This is a genomic window from Saccharopolyspora sp. ID03-671 (assembly GCF_045278815.1).
Classification (GTDB): domain Bacteria; phylum Actinomycetota; class Actinomycetes; order Mycobacteriales; family Pseudonocardiaceae; genus Saccharopolyspora; species Saccharopolyspora ipomoeae.
Map to the genome: position 1 here is coordinate 1,342,564 of NZ_CP134054.1, position 16,345 is coordinate 1,358,908.

General features: G+C 71.6%; 16 protein-coding genes. 4 read left to right on the forward strand and 12 right to left on the reverse strand.

Going from position 1 to position 16,345, the window contains the following annotated elements:
- Nucleotides 1-171: 171 nt before the first annotated feature.
- The 4 genes from REH65_RS06325 to REH65_RS06340 form a co-directional block, all read right to left on the reverse strand.
- Nucleotides 172-855 (reverse strand): dienelactone hydrolase family protein, encoded by a 684-nt coding sequence (locus REH65_RS06325; protein ID WP_406691683.1) that lies wholly within the window; start codon nucleotides 853-855, stop codon nucleotides 172-174.
- An 87-nt stretch (nucleotides 856-942) separates the two neighbouring features.
- Entirely contained in the window at nucleotides 943-1,335 is a 393-nt protein-coding gene (locus tag REH65_RS06330) for a VOC family protein (protein WP_406691684.1), read from the reverse strand.
- 49 nt (nucleotides 1,336-1,384) lie between these two features.
- Complete coding sequence (locus tag REH65_RS06335) at nucleotides 1,385-1,789, reverse strand: DoxX family protein (RefSeq protein ID WP_406691685.1); 405 nt, start codon at nucleotides 1,787-1,789, stop codon at nucleotides 1,385-1,387.
- A gap of 110 nt (nucleotides 1,790-1,899) precedes the next feature.
- Entirely contained in the window at nucleotides 1,900-3,000 is a 1,101-nt protein-coding gene (locus REH65_RS06340; RefSeq protein ID WP_406691686.1) for a J domain-containing protein, read from the reverse strand.
- 537 nt (nucleotides 3,001-3,537) lie between these two features.
- On the opposite strand from REH65_RS06340, the gene REH65_RS06345 reads away from it, so the two are divergent.
- Both REH65_RS06345 and REH65_RS06350 read left to right on the forward strand, forming a co-directional pair.
- Nucleotides 3,538-4,443, forward strand: a complete 906-nt coding sequence (locus REH65_RS06345; RefSeq protein WP_406691687.1) for a dihydrodipicolinate synthase family protein — start codon at nucleotides 3,538-3,540, stop codon at nucleotides 4,441-4,443.
- Nucleotides 4,444-5,217: an SDR family oxidoreductase gene (locus REH65_RS06350; protein ID WP_406691688.1), complete on the forward strand. Its 774-nt coding sequence runs from the start codon at nucleotides 4,444-4,446 to the stop codon at nucleotides 5,215-5,217.
- A 93-nt stretch (nucleotides 5,218-5,310) separates the two neighbouring features.
- On the opposite strand, the gene REH65_RS06355 is transcribed toward REH65_RS06350, so the two are convergent.
- Complete coding sequence (locus tag REH65_RS06355; RefSeq protein WP_281455704.1) at nucleotides 5,311-6,141, reverse strand: SGNH/GDSL hydrolase family protein; 831 nt, start codon at nucleotides 6,139-6,141, stop codon at nucleotides 5,311-5,313.
- Nucleotides 6,142-6,471: 330 nt separating this feature from the next.
- Here REH65_RS06355 and REH65_RS06360 point away from each other — a divergent pair, with 330 nt between their 5' ends.
- Nucleotides 6,472-8,031, forward strand: a complete 1,560-nt coding sequence (locus tag REH65_RS06360) for an aldehyde dehydrogenase family protein (RefSeq protein ID WP_406691689.1) — start codon at nucleotides 6,472-6,474, stop codon at nucleotides 8,029-8,031.
- 94 nt (nucleotides 8,032-8,125) lie between these two features.
- Here REH65_RS06360 and REH65_RS06365 read toward each other — a convergent pair whose 3' ends face one another.
- The 3 genes from REH65_RS06365 to REH65_RS06375 all read right to left on the reverse strand — a co-directional run bounded on the left by REH65_RS06365 (nucleotide 8,126) and on the right by REH65_RS06375 (nucleotide 10,917).
- Nucleotides 8,126-9,391: an FAD-dependent oxidoreductase gene (locus tag REH65_RS06365; protein WP_406691690.1), complete on the reverse strand. Its 1,266-nt coding sequence runs from the start codon at nucleotides 9,389-9,391 to the stop codon at nucleotides 8,126-8,128.
- The gene (locus tag REH65_RS06370) at nucleotides 9,388-9,711 is read right to left on the reverse strand and encodes a (2Fe-2S)-binding protein (RefSeq protein WP_406691691.1); all 324 of its coding nucleotides are present in this window, start codon (nucleotides 9,709-9,711) and stop codon (nucleotides 9,388-9,390) included. Before REH65_RS06370 ends, REH65_RS06365 begins: the two co-directional genes overlap by 4 nt.
- Before the next feature lie 216 nt (nucleotides 9,712-9,927).
- Nucleotides 9,928-10,917, reverse strand: a complete 990-nt coding sequence (locus REH65_RS06375) for a M28 family metallopeptidase (RefSeq protein WP_281455708.1) — start codon at nucleotides 10,915-10,917, stop codon at nucleotides 9,928-9,930.
- A gap of 404 nt (nucleotides 10,918-11,321) precedes the next feature.
- Between REH65_RS06375 and idi the strand changes: the two genes are divergently transcribed.
- Nucleotides 11,322-11,900 (forward strand): isopentenyl-diphosphate Delta-isomerase, encoded by a 579-nt coding sequence (gene idi / locus REH65_RS06380; RefSeq protein ID WP_406691692.1) that lies wholly within the window; start codon nucleotides 11,322-11,324, stop codon nucleotides 11,898-11,900.
- Nucleotides 11,901-11,969: 69 nt separating this feature from the next.
- Here the strand turns inward: idi and REH65_RS06385 are convergent, their stop codons facing one another.
- The 4 genes from REH65_RS06385 to REH65_RS06400 all read right to left on the reverse strand — a co-directional run bounded on the left by REH65_RS06385 (nucleotide 11,970) and on the right by REH65_RS06400 (nucleotide 16,345).
- Nucleotides 11,970-13,322, reverse strand: coding sequence for a GNAT family N-acetyltransferase (locus tag REH65_RS06385; protein WP_406691693.1), 1,353 nt, complete (start codon nucleotides 13,320-13,322; stop codon nucleotides 11,970-11,972).
- Between the two features lie 119 nt (nucleotides 13,323-13,441).
- Nucleotides 13,442-14,089, reverse strand: a complete 648-nt coding sequence (locus REH65_RS06390) for a class II aldolase/adducin family protein (RefSeq protein WP_406691694.1) — start codon at nucleotides 14,087-14,089, stop codon at nucleotides 13,442-13,444.
- Nucleotides 14,090-14,117: 28 nt separating this feature from the next.
- Nucleotides 14,118-14,603: a ribose-5-phosphate isomerase gene (locus tag REH65_RS06395; protein ID WP_406691695.1), complete on the reverse strand. Its 486-nt coding sequence runs from the start codon at nucleotides 14,601-14,603 to the stop codon at nucleotides 14,118-14,120.
- Nucleotides 14,600-16,345: a dihydroxyacetone kinase family protein gene (locus tag REH65_RS06400; RefSeq protein WP_406691696.1), complete on the reverse strand. Its 1,746-nt coding sequence runs from the start codon at nucleotides 16,343-16,345 to the stop codon at nucleotides 14,600-14,602. Before REH65_RS06400 ends, REH65_RS06395 begins: the two co-directional genes overlap by 4 nt.

Below are 16,345 nucleotides of genomic sequence, written 5' to 3' on the forward strand. Positions count from 1 at the left end.
TCCGACCACCGGCAGGAGATCCGGGCTCTGCTCCCCAGACCCCGGGAAGGCGAACCCGGTTTCACCACAACCCGATGACCCGCCGGACACCGGTCTCCACGGAGACCGGTCGTCCCGGCACGCCCCTTCGGAGCACGACTGCTGCTTGACAACTCCAGAGTGGGAAACAGCTCAGCCGAGGTGGCGGCGCAGGAAGTCCAGCGTGCGCGGCCAGGCTATCCGGGCCGAGTCCTCGTGGTACGAGGCGGGGTTCTGGTCGTTGAAGAACGCGTGCCCGGCCGCGTACACGTGGATCTGGGGGTGGACGTCGGTCTGCTTCTTGATCTGGTCCGCCACCTCGCCGACGGCGTCCACGGTGACGCCGCGGTCGTACTCGCCGAAGTGACCGAGCATCGGCGCCACCATCGCCGAGAAGTCCGTCTCCACTGGCGGGATCCCGTAGAAGGGGACGACGGCGCCGATGCGGTCACCTTGCTGTGCGGCCAGGACGAGGGCGAACTTCCCGCCCATGCAGAAGCCGACGGCACCGACCGACGAGCCGGTCACCATGTCGTGGCCGAGCAGGTGATCGACCGCGCCGGCCAGGTCGCGGGCGGCCTGCTCGACGGGCAGCTCCTGCATCATCCGGGCCGCCTCCTGGGGATCGTGCGTGGTGCGGCCGCCGTAGAGGTCCGGGGCCAGCGTCACGAAACCCTCGGCGGCGAAGCGGTTCGCGACGTCGGCGACGTGGTCGGTCAGGCCCCACCACTCCTGGATCACCAGCACACCCGGTCCGGGCCGCTCCGGGGTCGCCAGGTACCCGTGGGCGGTCCGGCCGTTGCTGGCGAAGCTGACGTTCTGGTGCGGGTTCGTCACGCTCGTGCTCCTTCGTCCCGGGTGACCGTCCGACGGGGCCGTTCGAGCCCGCACCATGATCCCGCCGCGAACCGCTGATCGCAGCCCTCAGTCGAGGGCCATGTGGAAGATTTCCCAGTGGTGCCCGTCGGGGTCGTCGAAGCTGCGGCCGTACATCGGGCCCTCCTCCATCACCTCGCCGATGCGAGGCGATCCGGCGGCGCGGGCCTTGGCGACCATCTCGTCGACCTGCTCGCGCGAGTCGGCGGACAGGGCGGTGATGACCTCCGTGGTCCTGGTCGCGTCGGCCACGTCCTTACCGGTGAAGGACTTGAAGAACGGTTCGACCAGCAGCATGGCGTAGGCGTCCTCGCTGATCACCACGCTGGTGGCGTTCTCGTCGGTGAAGTTCTGGTCGAAGGTGAACCCGAGCGCGGTGAAGAACTCCACCGACCGGTCGAGGTCCTTCACGGGCAGGTTCACGAAGGTCTTCATGGTCATGACTGGTCACTCCACTTCACAGGTGCGGGAATCTCGCGAGCGGGCGAGTTCAGGACTGGGCGCGGACTCGAACGGTGTCCCGCCGAGCCCAGGCGATGAGCAGGAGGATCACGCAGAGCACCAGCGGCGACAACGCCACCGCAGGGGCGCCGAGCGGGAAGATCTGCGCGAACACCGCTCCGACCATGACCAGGGCCAGGCCGGCGGCGGCGAGCCCGCACAACCGCGGGATCAGCAGGCCGATCGCGCCGAGCAGCTCTACCGCTCCGGTGAAGTAGCGGAACCACTGCCCGAACCCGATCAGGTCGAACATCTGGACCGCCGTCGGGTCGCCGAGCAGCTTGGGCACCGAGGCGAACACGAAGAACGCCGCCAGCAGCACCTGCAGCACCCAGATCCCGATGTTCAACGCCCGGCCGGGCGCGGCGGCGGTTCCGCTCGTACTGGTGGTCATCCGAAACACCTTCCCTGCGTGGTCCTGGTCCGTGCGCAGGTGTGGACTCATCGGGCGGCCGGAATTCATCGGTGCAACCGGAGCCGGTGCGGTGAGCAGGTGCTCGGGAGTTAGTCCACCAGCTGGTCGAGGACCGCGGTGAAGACGTCGCGGTCGACGGTGACCGGGTCCTGTGCGAGCCAGTGCCCGATGTCCTTGACGAACTGCGCCGGGGTCATCGGCACCACCCGGTCGTCGTGCTGTTCGACGGTCGTGACGTCACCGGCCCGGCTGGGGTAGATCAGCACGGCACCGCGCACCTCGACCTCGGGCAGCAGCTCCTCGAAGGTGGCCACGCCCTCGTTCAACCGAGTCACGCCACCGCGGAACGGATGCCCGTTGCGCCACAGCTCGCCCTTCTCGTCGGTCGTGTAGTGCCCGGGCAGCCAGCTCTTGGACTCCACCAGCACCAGCCGTCGACCGCACAGCACCGCGTGGTGTACGTCCTCGAACTCCGAGTCCGGCGAGGTCAGGCCGTGGAACACCCGCACACCGGGCAGCCGGATGAGGTACTTGGCGCACAGCTCTGCGGTGAGCAGCTGAGCCCGTTCGTGCTGGATGTCGGGCAGACCGAAGATCCGCTGGTCGCCGAACTCGGCGGTGAACATCCGGTGCTCGCGGTGGGCTCCGATGTGCCTGCGCAGCAGCACGACGATCGCGATCCCCGAGGCGATCAGCAGTCCCAGCCAGGTCGCCATGAGGGCCGCGTTGAGGTCCACGGCCATCCCGGCGAGCAGCAGCAACGACCAGGCCCCGACCAGCGCCATGGTCGGCCGGGCGTCCGGTCCGAGAACCGGCAGGTACTGCACCCGCGCCTGCGGGTCGACGACGTCCCACCAGGTCAGGTCGTCGAGCCGGACCCGGGGCATCCGGGGCACGTAGTCGGGGTCTTCGCCGAAGCCGCGGCCGGGGCGCCGGGTTCCTCCGGGACGCCGCGGGCGCTGGGCGGCCGCCCTGGCCTCGGCCTTCCGGCGCCGGGAACTGTCGTAGGAGGCTCGGCGCGCCGGGTCGGTGAGGGTCTCGTAGGCCTCCTGCAGGAGGAGGAACGCCCTGTCGCTCCCGCCCACGTCGGGATGCATGGTGCGGGCGAGCGTCCGGTACGCCGACTTGATCTCGACCGGTGTCGCGTCGCTCCCCACGCCGAGGAGTTCGTAGTAGTCGACCCCGCGCACTACCCTCCCCGCCTCCCGGACCGCGCGGCAACAACGAGCTGCAATGAGAACGCCCGGTCATGATAGGACGCGAGCCGAGATCAAGATCAACCGACTGGCCGGAATCTCACCCGAGCCACCCGTCCGAGCGCGCAGCCGGAACGAAAAAACCCGCTGACCTGCCTGGCCAGCGGGCTCTTCCACGCGGATGACCGAGACGGTGCGACCGTCCCTCCCTTTTGGCCATCCGGGAGCCGGGCGCGGTCCTGGATGGCGCCTGGGACCGGCTCGGCCTGCTGTGCGGTGCACGACCGCGTAAGTCCTGGTGAGATGCCCGGTGGAACGGGGTCCTCCCGGCATCGCCGTCCACCTTAGCCGATCGTGGCGGCGTTGTGGGGCACATTTCGGCCGCGGTTCGGCGAGCGGTCCCGCGGCACCGGTGTTTCCGCTGTTCGCCACCCCGCGGTCGGTTGCCGGACCGGGTCGGCGCCTTCTTGACGCGATCTGATCCGGCGTGCATAAGATCGCCGGTCGAACCGCTGGGTGGAAGGGCTTCAGATGGTCGCGGATCCGCTCGCCCCGGGCGTGTGGGGTGTGGTCGCCACCCCGTTCACCGAGTCCACACAGGACGTCGACCTGGCCTCGCTGGCCAAGCTGGTCGGGCACTACCGCCGGATCGGCGTCACCGGGCTGACCGTGCTGGGCGTGTTCGGCGAAGCCGCCCGGTTGTCCACCGCCGAGAAGCGCGCGGTGCTCGAGGTCGTCGTGGACTCCGTGGACCTGCCGATCGTGGTGGGCGCCTCCAGCACCTCGCCGGCACCGGTGATCGAAGAGGTCGAGCTCGCCACCGACGTCGTCGGCGACCGACTGGCGGGCGCGATGGTGCAGGTCAACACCGCCGACCCCGATCTGCTGGCGAGTCAGCTCGACGCGGTGCACGCCGCGACGGGCGCCGGGCTGGTGGTCCAGGACTACCCGCTGGTCACCGGCACGACGATCAGCGCTCTGAACCTGGCCGAGGCCGTCGAGCAGGTCGAGTCCGTGGTGGCGATCAAGGCCGAGGCGCCTCCCACGCCCCCGGCGATCGCGACGTTGACCGCGCGCACCGGCGTCCCGGTGTTCGGCGGGCTCGGCGGCGTCGGGCTGCTGGACGAGCTGGCCGCCGGGTCCGCCGGGGCCATGACCGGCTTCTCGTTCCCGGAGGGGCTGCAGCTGTGCGTGGACGCGTGGTGGCGCGGCGGCTACCAGGCCGCCCTGGAGGCCTACCTGCGGTACCTGCCGCTGGTGAACTTCGAAGCGCAGGCCCGCATCGGCCTGGCCATCCGCAAGGAGGCCCTGCGGCGCCGAGGCCTGATCAGCGACTCCGGGGTCCGGGCACCCGCACCGGGCATGCCGGAAACCCTGGACAAGCAACTCGACCGGCACGTGGCGGCCGTGGAGAACATGAAGAACGGGGAGAGCTGAATGGATCTGGGAATCGCCGGGCGCACCGCGCTGGTGTGCGCCTCGACGGGTGGCCTGGGCGAGGCGACGGCGCGAGCGCTGGCCGCCGAGGGCGCCCGCGTGGTGGTCTCCGGGCGCCGCGGTGAGCGGGCGCGCGCGATCGCGGACGAACTGCCGGGCGCGGTCGGCGTGGAGGTGGACCTGACCGCGCCGGGCGGCGCCGAGCGGCTGCTGGAGGAGGCGCAGGACGCGCTGGGGCCGATCGACGTGCTGGTGCTCAACGGCCCGGGTCCGCGCCCGGCCAGCGCCTCCGAGATCGACCCGGAGGCGACCGCGGAGGCGGTGCAGAACCTGCTGCTGGTGCACCAGAAGCTGGTCGGCGGGGTGCTGCCGGGGATGCGGGAGCGTCGGTGGGGCCGAATCCTGGCGATCGCCTCCAGCGGCGTCGAAGCGCCGATCCCCAACCTCGCCCTGTCGAACATCGGGCGCAGCGCCCTGGCGGCGTACCTCAAGAGCCTGTCGATCGACGTGGCCGACGAGGGCGTCACCGCGAACCTGCTGTTGCCCGGCAGGATCGCCACCGACAGGCTGTCGTCGCTGGACAGCGCCACGGCCGAGCGCGAGCGGCTGCCGGTCGAGGAGGTCCGGGCCCGGGGTGAGGCGGCGATCCCCGCCAAGCGGTACGGGCAACCGGCCGAGTTCGGCGCCACCGCCGCCTTCCTGTGCAGCGCGCACGCCTCCTACATCACCGGCACCGCGATCCGCTGCGACGGCGGGCTCGTCCCGACCCTCTGACCGCACCGGCCGGGCCCGGGAACGCAGGTGAGGCGTGCCGCGCGGAACGACGGGATTTCTCCGCGCGACACGCCTCGTCCGTCACCGGGAGCGTCAGCCGGTGACGGAGTCCAGGGTCGGCAGGTACGCGTTGGCGTGCCCGTCGACGTCGGGGTGGAACGACTCCTGGATCGGGGTGCTGGGCCCGTTGATCCACTCGTCGGAGGAGCACACTCCGTGGCCGGCGAAGGCTTCGCGCGGGTCGGCGAAGGAGAACCCGGCGGCCGAGGCTCGGTCGGAGATCACCGAGGCGAGCTCGTCGGCGCCCTCGTTGATCCGCTGCCGCTTGTTCTCGGTGTAGAACGGGACCCCGCAGTCGCCCATCTCGTTCAGGCGCGGGTACCCGACCACCACGACCTTCGCGTTGGGCGCGGCCTCGCGGATGTTGGCGTAGGTGGTGTCGAGCTTGGCGGGCAGCTCGTCGTGGGCCTTGGCGGTGGCGTCGCTGACGGCGCTGTCGCAGGCCTCGTCGGTGCCGGCCACGCACCGGGTGACGACGTCGACGAAACCGATGTCGTTGCCACCGATCGAGATGGTGACCAGGGTGGTGTCCGCGCTGAGCGAGCCGAGCTGGTCGGCGTTGACGTCGTCGGTCACCGCACCTGAGCAGGCGGCGAACTCGAAGGCGGCGGCACCGTGCTCGTCCGCCCATAACTGCGGGTATGCCTTGGGGCTTCGCAGGCAGTCCCCGCTGTCCTCGAAGTAGTCCCGGGTTCCGGTTCCCGAGGCGTAGGAATCGCCCAGGGCGACGTAGTTCTCGGCGGCGGAGTTCGTGGAGCCGGAATTCTTGGCGGAGAGCGAATCTGCGGCGAAGGCCGGGGCGGCCATGCTCGAGGCGACCGTGCACGCGGTCACCGCACCGATGAGGTACCTTGCGTGGCGCATGTTTTCCTCCGTTCGGAGCGCGAAAAGCCCCTTCATTCAAGGAACTCCGCACCGAATTACGGAGGAATTGGCGAATACCCGCCAGTAGCCTCAATTCCCGGCACGCCGAACAGCGCCGTGGTATCCGCCATCGGAACAATTCCGGGAATCGATTTCCCCGGATTTCCCACGAACCGGCGCATCGGGGAGTTCCGGGTAGGCTCCGAACGGGTTCGCAAGACGCACGTACGTTTTGTTCGAATTCGTACGATTGCAGCAGGCACAGCGCGTCTCGACGTGGCATAGTTCTATGCCTCCCGGCACCCCATCCCCATGTTCTGAGGAGGGCGTATGACACTCCGGGTTCCCGATCACCGCACCGCTGCGGCGGTGCTGTCGCGAGTCGCCGCCGCGGTTCCGGAGGCCTTCGACGGCGGTGTCCCCCGCAACCTCATCGACGGCGACTGGCAAGCCGTCGGCGAGCCCGCACCGCAGCTGACCCCGGTGGACGGCACCGTCTTCTCCCAGCTGCCCAAGATCGACGCCGACACCGCGCAGGACGCGGTGCACGCCGCGTCCCGCGCGCACCTGTCGTGGGCCCAGACCACCTACGACAAGCGGCGCGAAGCGGTGCTCAGCGCCGTGGAGGCGATGGCGCAGGTCCGCGACGACCTGGCGCTGCTGCTCGCCTGGGAGATCGGCAAGCCGTGGAAGCTCGCCTGCGCCGACGTCGACCGCTGCCTCGACGGCGTGCGCTGGTACGCCGACAACACCGAGCAGATGCTCAACCAGGACGTGGAGGGCGCCCCCTACAAGCGCCAGCCGCTGCCGGGCCCGGTCAGCAACATCGCCAGCTGGAACTACCCGATGAGCGTTCTGGTGCACGCCGAGCTGGTGCAGCTGCTCGCGGGCAACGCCGTCATCGCCAAGACCCCCACCCAGGGCGGAGCGGTGACGCTGACCGTCGCGCACGCGCTGATGGCGCGCGCGGGGCTCCCGGCCACGCTGCTCTCCGGCGACGGCTCGGCGCTGTCGGATCCGCTGGTGCGCTCGCCCGAGGTGGGCGCGCTCGCCTTCGTCGGCGGCCGCTCCAACGGTGGCAAGATCGCCGCGCAGCTGGTCGACACGGGCAAGCGGCACATGCTGGAGCAGGAGGGCCTCAACACCTGGGGGCTGTGGGAGTTCTCCGATTGGGACGGCCTGAGCGCGCACCTGCGCAAGGGTTTCGAGTACGCCAAGCAGCGCTGCACCGCCTATCCGCGCTTCGTCGTGCAGCGCAAGCTGGTGGACAAGTTCCTGGCCACCTACCTGCCCGTGGTCCAGTCGGTGCGCTTCGGCCACCCGCTGGCGAGCGAGAACGACGAGCCACCCGCGCTGGACTTCGGCCCGCTGATCTCCGCGGCGAAGGCCGCCGAGCTGGAGGGCAGGGTCGCCGAGGCCCTGCGGCACGGCGCGGTCCCGCTGCACCACGGCGACCGCTCCCACGGCCACTTCCTGGAGGGTCAGGACGTCTCGGCGTACGCGGCCCCGGTGACGCTGCTGGCCCCTCCCGGGGCGAGCCGGCTCATGCACGAGGAACCGTTCGGGCCGGTGGACACGATCGTCGTCGTCGACACCGAGGCCGAACTGCTAGCGCAGATGAACGCCTCCAACGGTGCTCTGGTGGCCACCATCGCCTGCGACGACGAGGCGTTCGCCGCCGAGCTCGCCGAGCACGTCCAGGCGTTCAAGGTGGGCATCAACAAGCCGCGTTCGCGCGGTGACCGGGACGAGCCGTTCGGCGGCAGGGGCGCGTCGTGGAAGGGCGCTTTCGTCGGCGGCCAGCACCTGGTGCACGCGGTGACCCAGGGACCTCCGGGCGAACAGCTCTACGGCAACTTCCCGGGCCACCACCGCTATCCGCAGACCTGATTGCGGCGCGAGCGAACGGGGAATCCCGCTGCGGCGGGGTTCCCCGTTCGTGTTCCCGGGATCTCCCACCTGCGCGCCACCGCGACGGGCTCGGTCAGCCCCTGAGCAGGTCCTCGGCGAGCTCGTCGGCGTTGCGGCCGCACATGCGGCCCTGGCAGCGGCCCAGTCCGACCCGGCAGGACATCTTCAGCGAACGCGCGTCCCGCCGGGTCCGGGCGCTGTCCCGGAGCGCCTGGTACGGCACCTCCTCGCAGCGGCACACCAGGGTCTGCGGGGTGAGCCAGGTATTCCAGTCCTCGCCGATGCGGGTCGCCGAGGCCATCGCACGACCGAACCTCCGTCCACATCGGACCACGAGTGACGCTCGGCGCACGTGCTTCCCGACCTCGTTCCAGGTGGTGGCACCGACGTGGACGGCCGCCGCGAGTCCGGCGACGGCGCCTTCCGCGGCCGCGGCCCGGGAACCGGCGATCCCGGTGGTCTCGCCGGCCGCGAACACCCACGGCACGGACGTGCGCTGGGTGACGTCGACCCGCACGAACCCGTCCCGCAGGTCGCAGCCGACGGCCTGGGCGAGTTCGAGCCTGGGCACCAGCCCGTGGGCGACGCAGATCGCGTCGACGGCGATCCGGCGGTGCGTGCCGGGGACCGGACGCCAGCGGGCGTCGAGCTTGGCGACGACGGCCTCCCGCACCCGGTCGTCGCCGAGCGCCTCCACCACGCCCGCGCGCGTCCGGAACTGGGTGTTGCCGAGGAGCCTGCGCAGGTATCCGGCGAGCCCGGCGAGCTTGTCCCACTGACCGGCCAGGGTCGGCGCGCGCCGCAACCACGCGCCCGCGCTGCCGGCGTCGAGCACCGCCACCACGTCGGCGCCGACCTCCAGCAGCGATTCGGTCACCGGCAGCAGCACCGGACCCGCCCCGGCGACCAGCACCCTGCCGCCCACGGCGATCCGCTGCTCCCGGGCCAGCGCCTGCGCGGCACCGGCGGTGAACACGCCGGGGAGCTCCCAGCCGGGGAAGGGCAGCACCCGGTCGTGCGCGCCGGTGGCGAGCACGAGCGCGTCGGCGCGCGCGGTCTCGCAGGTCTCGCCGTCGTGCACGTGGACGGTGCGACCGTCCAGCGAGCGGACGCTGCCCGTCAGAAGCCGGATGCGCGGATGGCTGCGGATCTGCTGGTCCAGGAACGCGAAACCGCGCTGGTCGCGCCGCTTCCGGGCGGCGCCGAACTCCGGCGCCTGGTGGTGCTGGCCGCGCGGGGAACGCGCGGGGTCGACGAGCAGCACGTCGGCACCGGCTCGGGCGGCGCGCACGGCAGCGGTCATGCCCGCAGGACCGGCGCCGACGACCACGACGCTCATCGCGTTCCCGGACCTCGGGTGCTGATCACGTCGCCGGGTTCGACCGCGCGCAGGCAGGCCCGCACGTCCGGTGTCCCGTTTACCACCAGCACGCACTCCGAGCACACGCCGACGCCGCAGAACAGCCCGCGCCTGCGGTCCGGTCCGCGAGTCCGGCCGGTCTCCCGCCAGCTGGTCACGCCGAGCGACATCAGCACGGCGGCGACGGTCTGCCCGGCCCGCGCGGTGACCCGGCGCCCGTCGATCTCGACGGCGAACCGGGCCTGGTGCCGGGGTCGTGAGGGGTCCAGGTGGGCGGGCAGCAGGTACGGTCCGGTCAACGGCCGCCACCTCCCGGCTAGAGCAACTCCGACAGATCCGAGTCCGACGCCGGAAATTCAACTGCCCCAGCCGTGATCGCGCATCAATCCATCGGTGTAGGCCCGTCAGACATGGGACTGAGGCGAAGAAGCAGCCGTCCCCGGCAGCCACCGCCTGCGCTGCAGCGGCTGCCGGGGACGGCCTTTTCCCTCTCCCGATGGTCCGGCGTTCCCCGTCTACGGCTGGGGGAACTGGGCGGCGTAGGTCTTCACCGCGTTGGTGATGGCTGCGAAGTTGCGTTCCAGGGCCTGGGTGTCGACGTTGTCGACGGTGTCGCAGGACTGGTGGTAGCAGGCGTCGAACGCCTCACCTGCCCGGCCGCCCCACTTCTCGGCCTGCTCGGGGCTCTTGGTCTCCTCGGCGCCGGTGAAGGTGCCGCCAGCCGGGATGCCGACCTCGATGAACGGGCCGTAGTCGGAACGACCGTCGAAGTCGGTCCCCTCCGCCGGTGCACCCGCCTGGGCCAGGGAATCGTTGAGCAGCTTCTCGATCTGCGCCGATCCCTCGGGGCCCGGGCCCGCGCCGACTCCGTCCGAGTCGTCGCCGTCGTAGGTGAAGTATCCGGCGTTGGGCGAGCCGACCATGTCGAAGTTCAGGTAGGCGGCGATCTTCCCGCGCTCGGCCTCCGGCAGCGTCTCCACGTAGTGGGTGGAGCCGACCAGGCCTTCCTCCTCCGCGCCCCAGAAGGCGAAGCGGAGCTTGTTGGTCGGAGTCTCGCCGCCGGCCGCGTAGTCCAGCGCGGCCTGCAGGATCGCGGCCGAGCCGGTGCCGTTGTCGTTGATGCCGGGCCCGTCGCCGACGCTGTCGAGGTGAGCGCCGAACATGACGACGTTGTTGGCGTCGCCGCCGGGGGTGTCGGCGATCAGGTTGTAGGTGGTGCCGCCCATGGACGGGAACTCCTGGACCGAGGTGGTGAACCCGGCCTGGTCGAGCTGTCCCCTGATGTAGTCCAGCGAGGCCTGGTAGCCGGGCGTGCCGGAGGCCCGGTTGCCGTTGTTGGCGCCGGCGATGTTCTGCAGCTCCTGGAGGTGGTCCTGCACCGCAAGCACGCCGGCGCGCGGGGTGGCTCGGTGGGTCGAGCTCTCGGCCACAGCGGCGGTGGGCAGCACCAGCGCCGCGGCCGCGGCCAGGGCCGCAGCGGTGGCGAGCATCGGTCGATCAGACATCCCGCGATCCCCTTCGTCGAGGTCGGTTCTCAATCGATCTCGTAGTCGCACGGCGAAGGTATCGGCGGGCATCCGGGTGAAGTCGGTTTTGACCAGAAGTCGCCGAACGAACGCGTTTTTCCCGTATTCCGCAGGAATCTCACAACGCGAGCGATCTCCCCGCGATCGTCGGGTGACGTGCTGAGCCGTTCGGGGGAATCGGGTCCGCGCAGCTCGCGTTGTTCTCGCGGCCTCGCTGAGGCAAGCTGGACGCGCACCTGGTCACGGCGTCGTGGCCGAGGTCCTGGTGATCGGACCGGCCGACCGGAGCGCGCGGTCCGGCTGTGGCAGGCGCTGCCAGGACTGGATAAGGTCCCGACTTCGGTTGAAGATCATTTTCCCGCGTCCCCAGGGAGGTACCGCACGTGGAACAGGTGGTCCTGCTCGACGAAGCAGGTCAGGCTATTGGCGTCGAGGACAAGGCGACCGTGCACCACCAGGAGACGCCGCTGCACCTGGCGTTCTCCTGCTACGTGTTCAACGATCGCGGCGAATTCCTGCTGACCCAGCGGGCTCACCACAAGAAGACCTTCCCCAGCGTGTGGACCAACAGCTGCTGCGGCCACCCGGCTCCCGATGAGGAGATGAAGGCCGCCATCACCCGCCGTCTCGGCGAGGAGCTCGGCCTGGCCGTGCGCGGTCTCGAACTGGCGCTGCCCGCGTTCCGCTACCGCGCCACGATGGACAACGGTGTCGCGGAGAACGAGATGTGCCCGGTGTTCGTCGCTTTCACCGACAGCGCCGCGCAGCCCAACGCCGACGAGGTCTCCGAGACCCGGTGGGTGCAGTGGAAGGAGTTCAGCACGGGCGTGCTCTCCGGCGACACCGAGGTCTCGCCGTGGTGCGCGCTGCAGGTCCGCGAGCTCACCGAGCTCGGACCGGAACCCGCGCAGTGGCCCGTCGGCGACCCGGCGAAGCTCCCGCCCGCCGCGCACGTCGCCTGAGCGGCGTTCGAAGATCTCGGAACGGCCCCGGATTCGCGCGAATCCGGGGCTGTCGTCCGCCTGGGAACGCTACTTCGCCGCCGGGGTGAGCTCGCGCGCCCAGCTCCACTCGCCGGGTTCGGGCGCACCGACGAGCTTGAGCCCGGCACCGCGCAGGGTCCGCGCGATCGCGGTGTTGTCGACGTGGGTGCTCGCGGTGAGCGTCGTGATCCCCAGCTCCGCCGCGTGCTCGACGATCTGCTCGGCGAGCGCCGTGCCCACGCCCCGGCGCTGCCAGTCGTCGCGCACCAGCAGCGCCAGCTCGCCGGTGTCGCCGTCGTACATCAGGTTGCCCATGCCGACGACCTCGCCGTCCGGGCTCAGCGCCAGCAGCGACCGGCCCAGGGCCGGGGTCAGCAACCTGCGCAGCCCGCGCTCGCCCGGCGCCGGGCCGGGGCTGAAGTAGCGGCGGAACCGCGCGGCGCTGGAGCAGCGCTCGTGGAACTCGGCGACCAGCTCGATGTCGTCGCGATCGGCCGGGCGCACGCTCAGCTCGACGCCGCCGCGTGTGGTCGCGACCCGCTCCACCGGCCGGACGCGAGCGCGGCAGCTGGCCGCCAGGTCGACCAGGGCGCGAGCGCGGGCGAACTCGGCCGGGGTGAACTCACCGCCCGGGCGGGTCAGCACGAGCACGCCGCCACCGGGCTCGGCCAGCCGCATCGCGGTCTCGCTGAAGGCCTCGGCGCCGTTGTCGGAGCGGGCGCCGTTGTCGGAATGGGCGCCGTCATCGGAGTGGGCGGAGTCGTCCTCGTACCAGCGCACGTCGATGCCGCCCAGCAGAGAGCGGAGTCCGCGCACCAGATCGGTCCGGCCGTTGACCAGGTCGTTGGCGAGGTGGGCGGTGCGGGTCGGCACGTCGTCGAGCTCGCGGACGTCGGCTCGCGCGGCCGTCACGTCGTAGCCCCCGGCCTCCTCGACAGCCGCGACCAGGTCGGCGTGGCGGACGTGCGCGGGCACGTGCAGCAGCACCTCGTCCACGGCGCCGTCCGGGACCGGGTGCACCTGCATGGTGCGGATGTCGCCGCCCAGCGCGGCCAGCGCCCCGGCGAGCTTCGCGAGCCGGCCGGGCGTGTCGGTGACCCGCGCCCGCAGCCGCCACAGGTGTTGCGGAACGAACACCGCTTCCGGAGACGCGGGCTCGCCGCCCTCGGTCTCGTCGACACCGGCGGGAGGGGTCGCGGGCGCTCGCCGCGACCACCACCGCACCGCGCCCATCAGCATCAGCGCAGCGCCGATGGCCAACAGCAGCAACGTCGCCCCGGAGTGGCTGCGCACACCGGTGACGACGAGGTTCGCCGCACCCGCCACCAGGAACAGCACGGCCAGCTCGACGATCTCGCGCGTCCAGTCCCCGTGCGCCCGGCGGCCCTCGCTGGAAGTCATGCCCCCATGCTTCCGCCACGACGTTTCCCCCGGACGAACCCACATCACACCCGGGTTAACAGCCCGGCATCACACTCCTCCCGAGCCCACGAGGCCGAAACCCGGGAGGGACCGGGGAGTCAGCGGGGGGTTTGGCCGTAGCCGGCGAAGAGGGTGGCGCAGTGTGCGAGTTCGGCGTCCGGGAGCAGCGCCGGGTCACCGAGCTTGGCGGCAGTGAGCCAGAGCTCGCAGAGCCACTCCAGCTGGCGGGCGCGGTTGTAGGCCTTGGTGAGGGTGTCGCCGAGGGTGACCGTGCCGTGGTTGCGCAGGATGCAGCCGGTGCGACCGCGCAGCGCGTCGGACATCGACCGCGCCAGCTCCGGGGTGCCGAAGGTGGCGTAGTCGGCGACGCGGACCGCGCCGCCGTAGTCCGCCAGCTGGTAGTGCACGGCCGGGACCTCGTCGCGCAGCAGCGACAGGGCGGTGGCGTGCAGCGAGTGGGTGTGCACGACCGCGCCCGCGTCGTGCTCGGTGTAGGCGGTCAGGTGCATCGGCAGCTCGGAGGTCGGCTTGAGCTCGCCGTCGACGACCTCGCCGCTGAGGTCCACCAGCGGGATGTCGGCCGGGCGCAGCCGGTCGTAGTCCACCCCCGAGGGCGTGACCGCGACCAGATCACCGCTGCGCACGGACACGTTGCCGGAGGTCCCCACCACCAGCCGGTCGGAGGTCATCCGCCGGGCGATGTCGATGACCTCGTCGCGCTCCTCGGCCAGGCGCACTGCGCTCATTCCCTTCCCCCGCTGTCCGCGGCCCTGCTCAGCAGGCCACTCCGGTGCCCTCGTACCCGTCGATCGCCGCGACCTTGTCGGCCGAGGACGAACTCGTGTCGAAACGGTAGTCGAGCCACTCACCGGCGAGCTTGCGGGCCAGTTCGAGGCCGATCACCCGCTGCCCGAAGCACAGCACCTGGGCGTTGTTGCTGAGCACGGACCGCTCCACCGAGTAGCTGTCGTGCGCGGTGACCGCGCGGATGCCGGGCACCTTGTTGGCGCTGATGGCCACGCCGAGCCCGGTTCCGCACACCAGCAGCGCCCGGTCGGCCGACCCCTCGGCGACCAATCGGGCGGCCTGGACGGCCACGTGCGGGTAGGCGGTGTGCTCGTCGGAGCCGACCCCGACGTCGACCACGGAGCCGACCCGGGAGTCGTTCTCCAGGTCGTGCTTGAGCGCGTTCTTGTAGTCCAGCCCGGCGTCGTCGGATCCGACGACGATCCGCAGCGGCTGGTCACCCGTGCTGCTCACTGCTGCTCTCCCCCTTCGGAATCTGCCGCGCATGCCGCGCCGTCGAGTAGCTCTCCCACCCGGGTCAGCACGAGCGCCAACGACGTCGCGCCCGGGTCCGGTGTGCCGACGCTGCGGTCGGCCAGCGGCCTGGCCCGCCCGGTGCGGGGCCGCAGGTCCGCGGTGGCGGCGGCGGCCTTGGTCGCCACCGCCGCCGCGCGCCGCCATGCCACGGCTCCCCCGCACCCCTCGTCGACCGCGCCGCGGAGGTCGTCCGCGAACGGCACCAAGGCGTCGACCAGGGTCTTGTCACCGAGCTCGGCCCGGCCGAGCCGCTGCACCGCGGCCAGTGCCGCCTCGGCACCGGCGGCCAGGTCGGCCGCGGTGACGGCGCGGTCGTCGGGCAGCAGGTCGCCGAAGGAGCGCAGCGCCGCTCCCCACAGCACCCCGGAGGTCCCGCCGGCCTTCGACGCCCACGCGTCACCGGCCGCGACCAGCACCGCAGCGGGTCCGACACCGTCGGCGGCGGCGTGCTCGGCCGCTTCGACGGCGGCCGCGCTCCCGCGCGTCATACCGCGTCCGTGGTCGCCGTCGCCCGCGATGGCGTCGAGCCTGCCGAGCTCGTCCTCGTTGTCCCGCAACAGGTTCGCGATCGCGTGCAGCGCGCCGACGACCTCGGCGGAGGTGGCCTGCCCGGCCTCCGGCGCGACCACGACCTCCGGCTCGGGTGCCACTGCTTCGGCGACCTCGACGTCCGATGTGGACGGTGCGACGGTTCCCCTGCGGTAGGCAGGCGTGTCGGCGGGGGCGAGCCAGAGCCGTTCGAGCTCCTCGTCCAGCCAGGTCAGCGTCAGCGAGCACCCGGCCATGTCCAGGCTGGTCACCAGTTCACCGACCTCGGGGGCGACGACCTCGACACCGGCCTCGGCCAGCAGCCGGGAGACGGTGCCCCACACCACGAACAGCTCCTCGTACTTGGTGGCGCCGAGCCCGTTGAGGATCGCCGTCACCCGGCCGCCCTCGGCCGGGGCCTCCGCCAGCAGGCCGTCCACCAGCGTCGTCGCCAGCTCCGATGCCGAGGGCATGGCCGTCTCCGACACGCCGGGCTCGCCGTGGATGCCCAGCCCGAGGCCCATCCGGCCCTCGGGGACCTCGAACAGCGGGTGGTCCTGGCCGGGCAGGGTGCAGCCGTCGAAGGCCACGCCCAGGCTGCGGGTGCGCGCGTTGGCGTGCTCGGCCACGCGCACCACCTCGTCGAAGTCGTAGCCCTCCTCGGCCGCCGCCGAGGCGACCTTGAACACCACGAAGTCGCCCACCACGCCGCGCCGCTTGGTGGCCTCCCCGGCGGGTGCGCTGGCCACGTCGTCGGTGACGACGACGTTGTGCGCGCGGATCCCCTCGCGCTGCAGGCGTTCCACCGCCAGGCCGAAGTTCATGTTGTCCCCGGCGTAGTTGCCGAAGGAGAAGATCACCCCGGCACCGCGGTCCGCCGAGCGCGCCACCGAGCAGGCGTCGGCGGCCGACGGCGAGGTGAAGATGTTGCCGATCACCGCCCCGTCGGCGAAACCGGGCCCGACCACGCCGCAGAACGCCGGGTAGTGACCGGAGCCGCCGCCGGTGACCACGGCGACCTTGCCCGCGCGGGCCGGGCGGGAGCGCACCACGCCGCCGGGCACGCGTCGCACGTGGTCGGGGTGCGCGGCCACGAAGCCGGTGACCATGTCCTCGGTGAACGTGGCCGGATCGTCGTACAAGCGCGTCAC

Coding starts and splice junctions, on each gene's coding strand:
- REH65_RS06330 (WP_406691684.1), bottom strand. CDS start 1,335: ATGACCATGAAGACCTTCGTGAACCTGCCCGTGAAGGACCTCGACCGG.
- REH65_RS06335 (WP_406691685.1), bottom strand. CDS start 1,789: ATGACCACCAGTACGAGCGGAACCGCCGCCGCGCCCGGCCGGGCGTTG.
- REH65_RS06345 (WP_406691687.1), top strand. CDS start 3,538: ATGGTCGCGGATCCGCTCGCCCCGGGCGTGTGGGGTGTGGTCGCCACC.
- REH65_RS06350 (WP_406691688.1), top strand. CDS start 4,444: ATGGATCTGGGAATCGCCGGGCGCACCGCGCTGGTGTGCGCCTCGACG.
- REH65_RS06355 (WP_281455704.1), bottom strand. CDS start 6,141: ATGCGCCACGCAAGGTACCTCATCGGTGCGGTGACCGCGTGCACGGTC.
- REH65_RS06360 (WP_406691689.1), top strand. CDS start 6,472: ATGACACTCCGGGTTCCCGATCACCGCACCGCTGCGGCGGTGCTGTCG.
- REH65_RS06365 (WP_406691690.1), bottom strand. CDS start 9,391: ATGAGCGTCGTGGTCGTCGGCGCCGGTCCTGCGGGCATGACCGCTGCC.
- REH65_RS06375 (WP_281455708.1), bottom strand. CDS start 10,917: ATGTCTGATCGACCGATGCTCGCCACCGCTGCGGCCCTGGCCGCGGCC.
- REH65_RS06385 (WP_406691693.1), bottom strand. CDS start 13,322: ATGACTTCCAGCGAGGGCCGCCGGGCGCACGGGGACTGGACGCGCGAG.
- REH65_RS06390 (WP_406691694.1), bottom strand. CDS start 14,089: ATGAGCGCAGTGCGCCTGGCCGAGGAGCGCGACGAGGTCATCGACATC.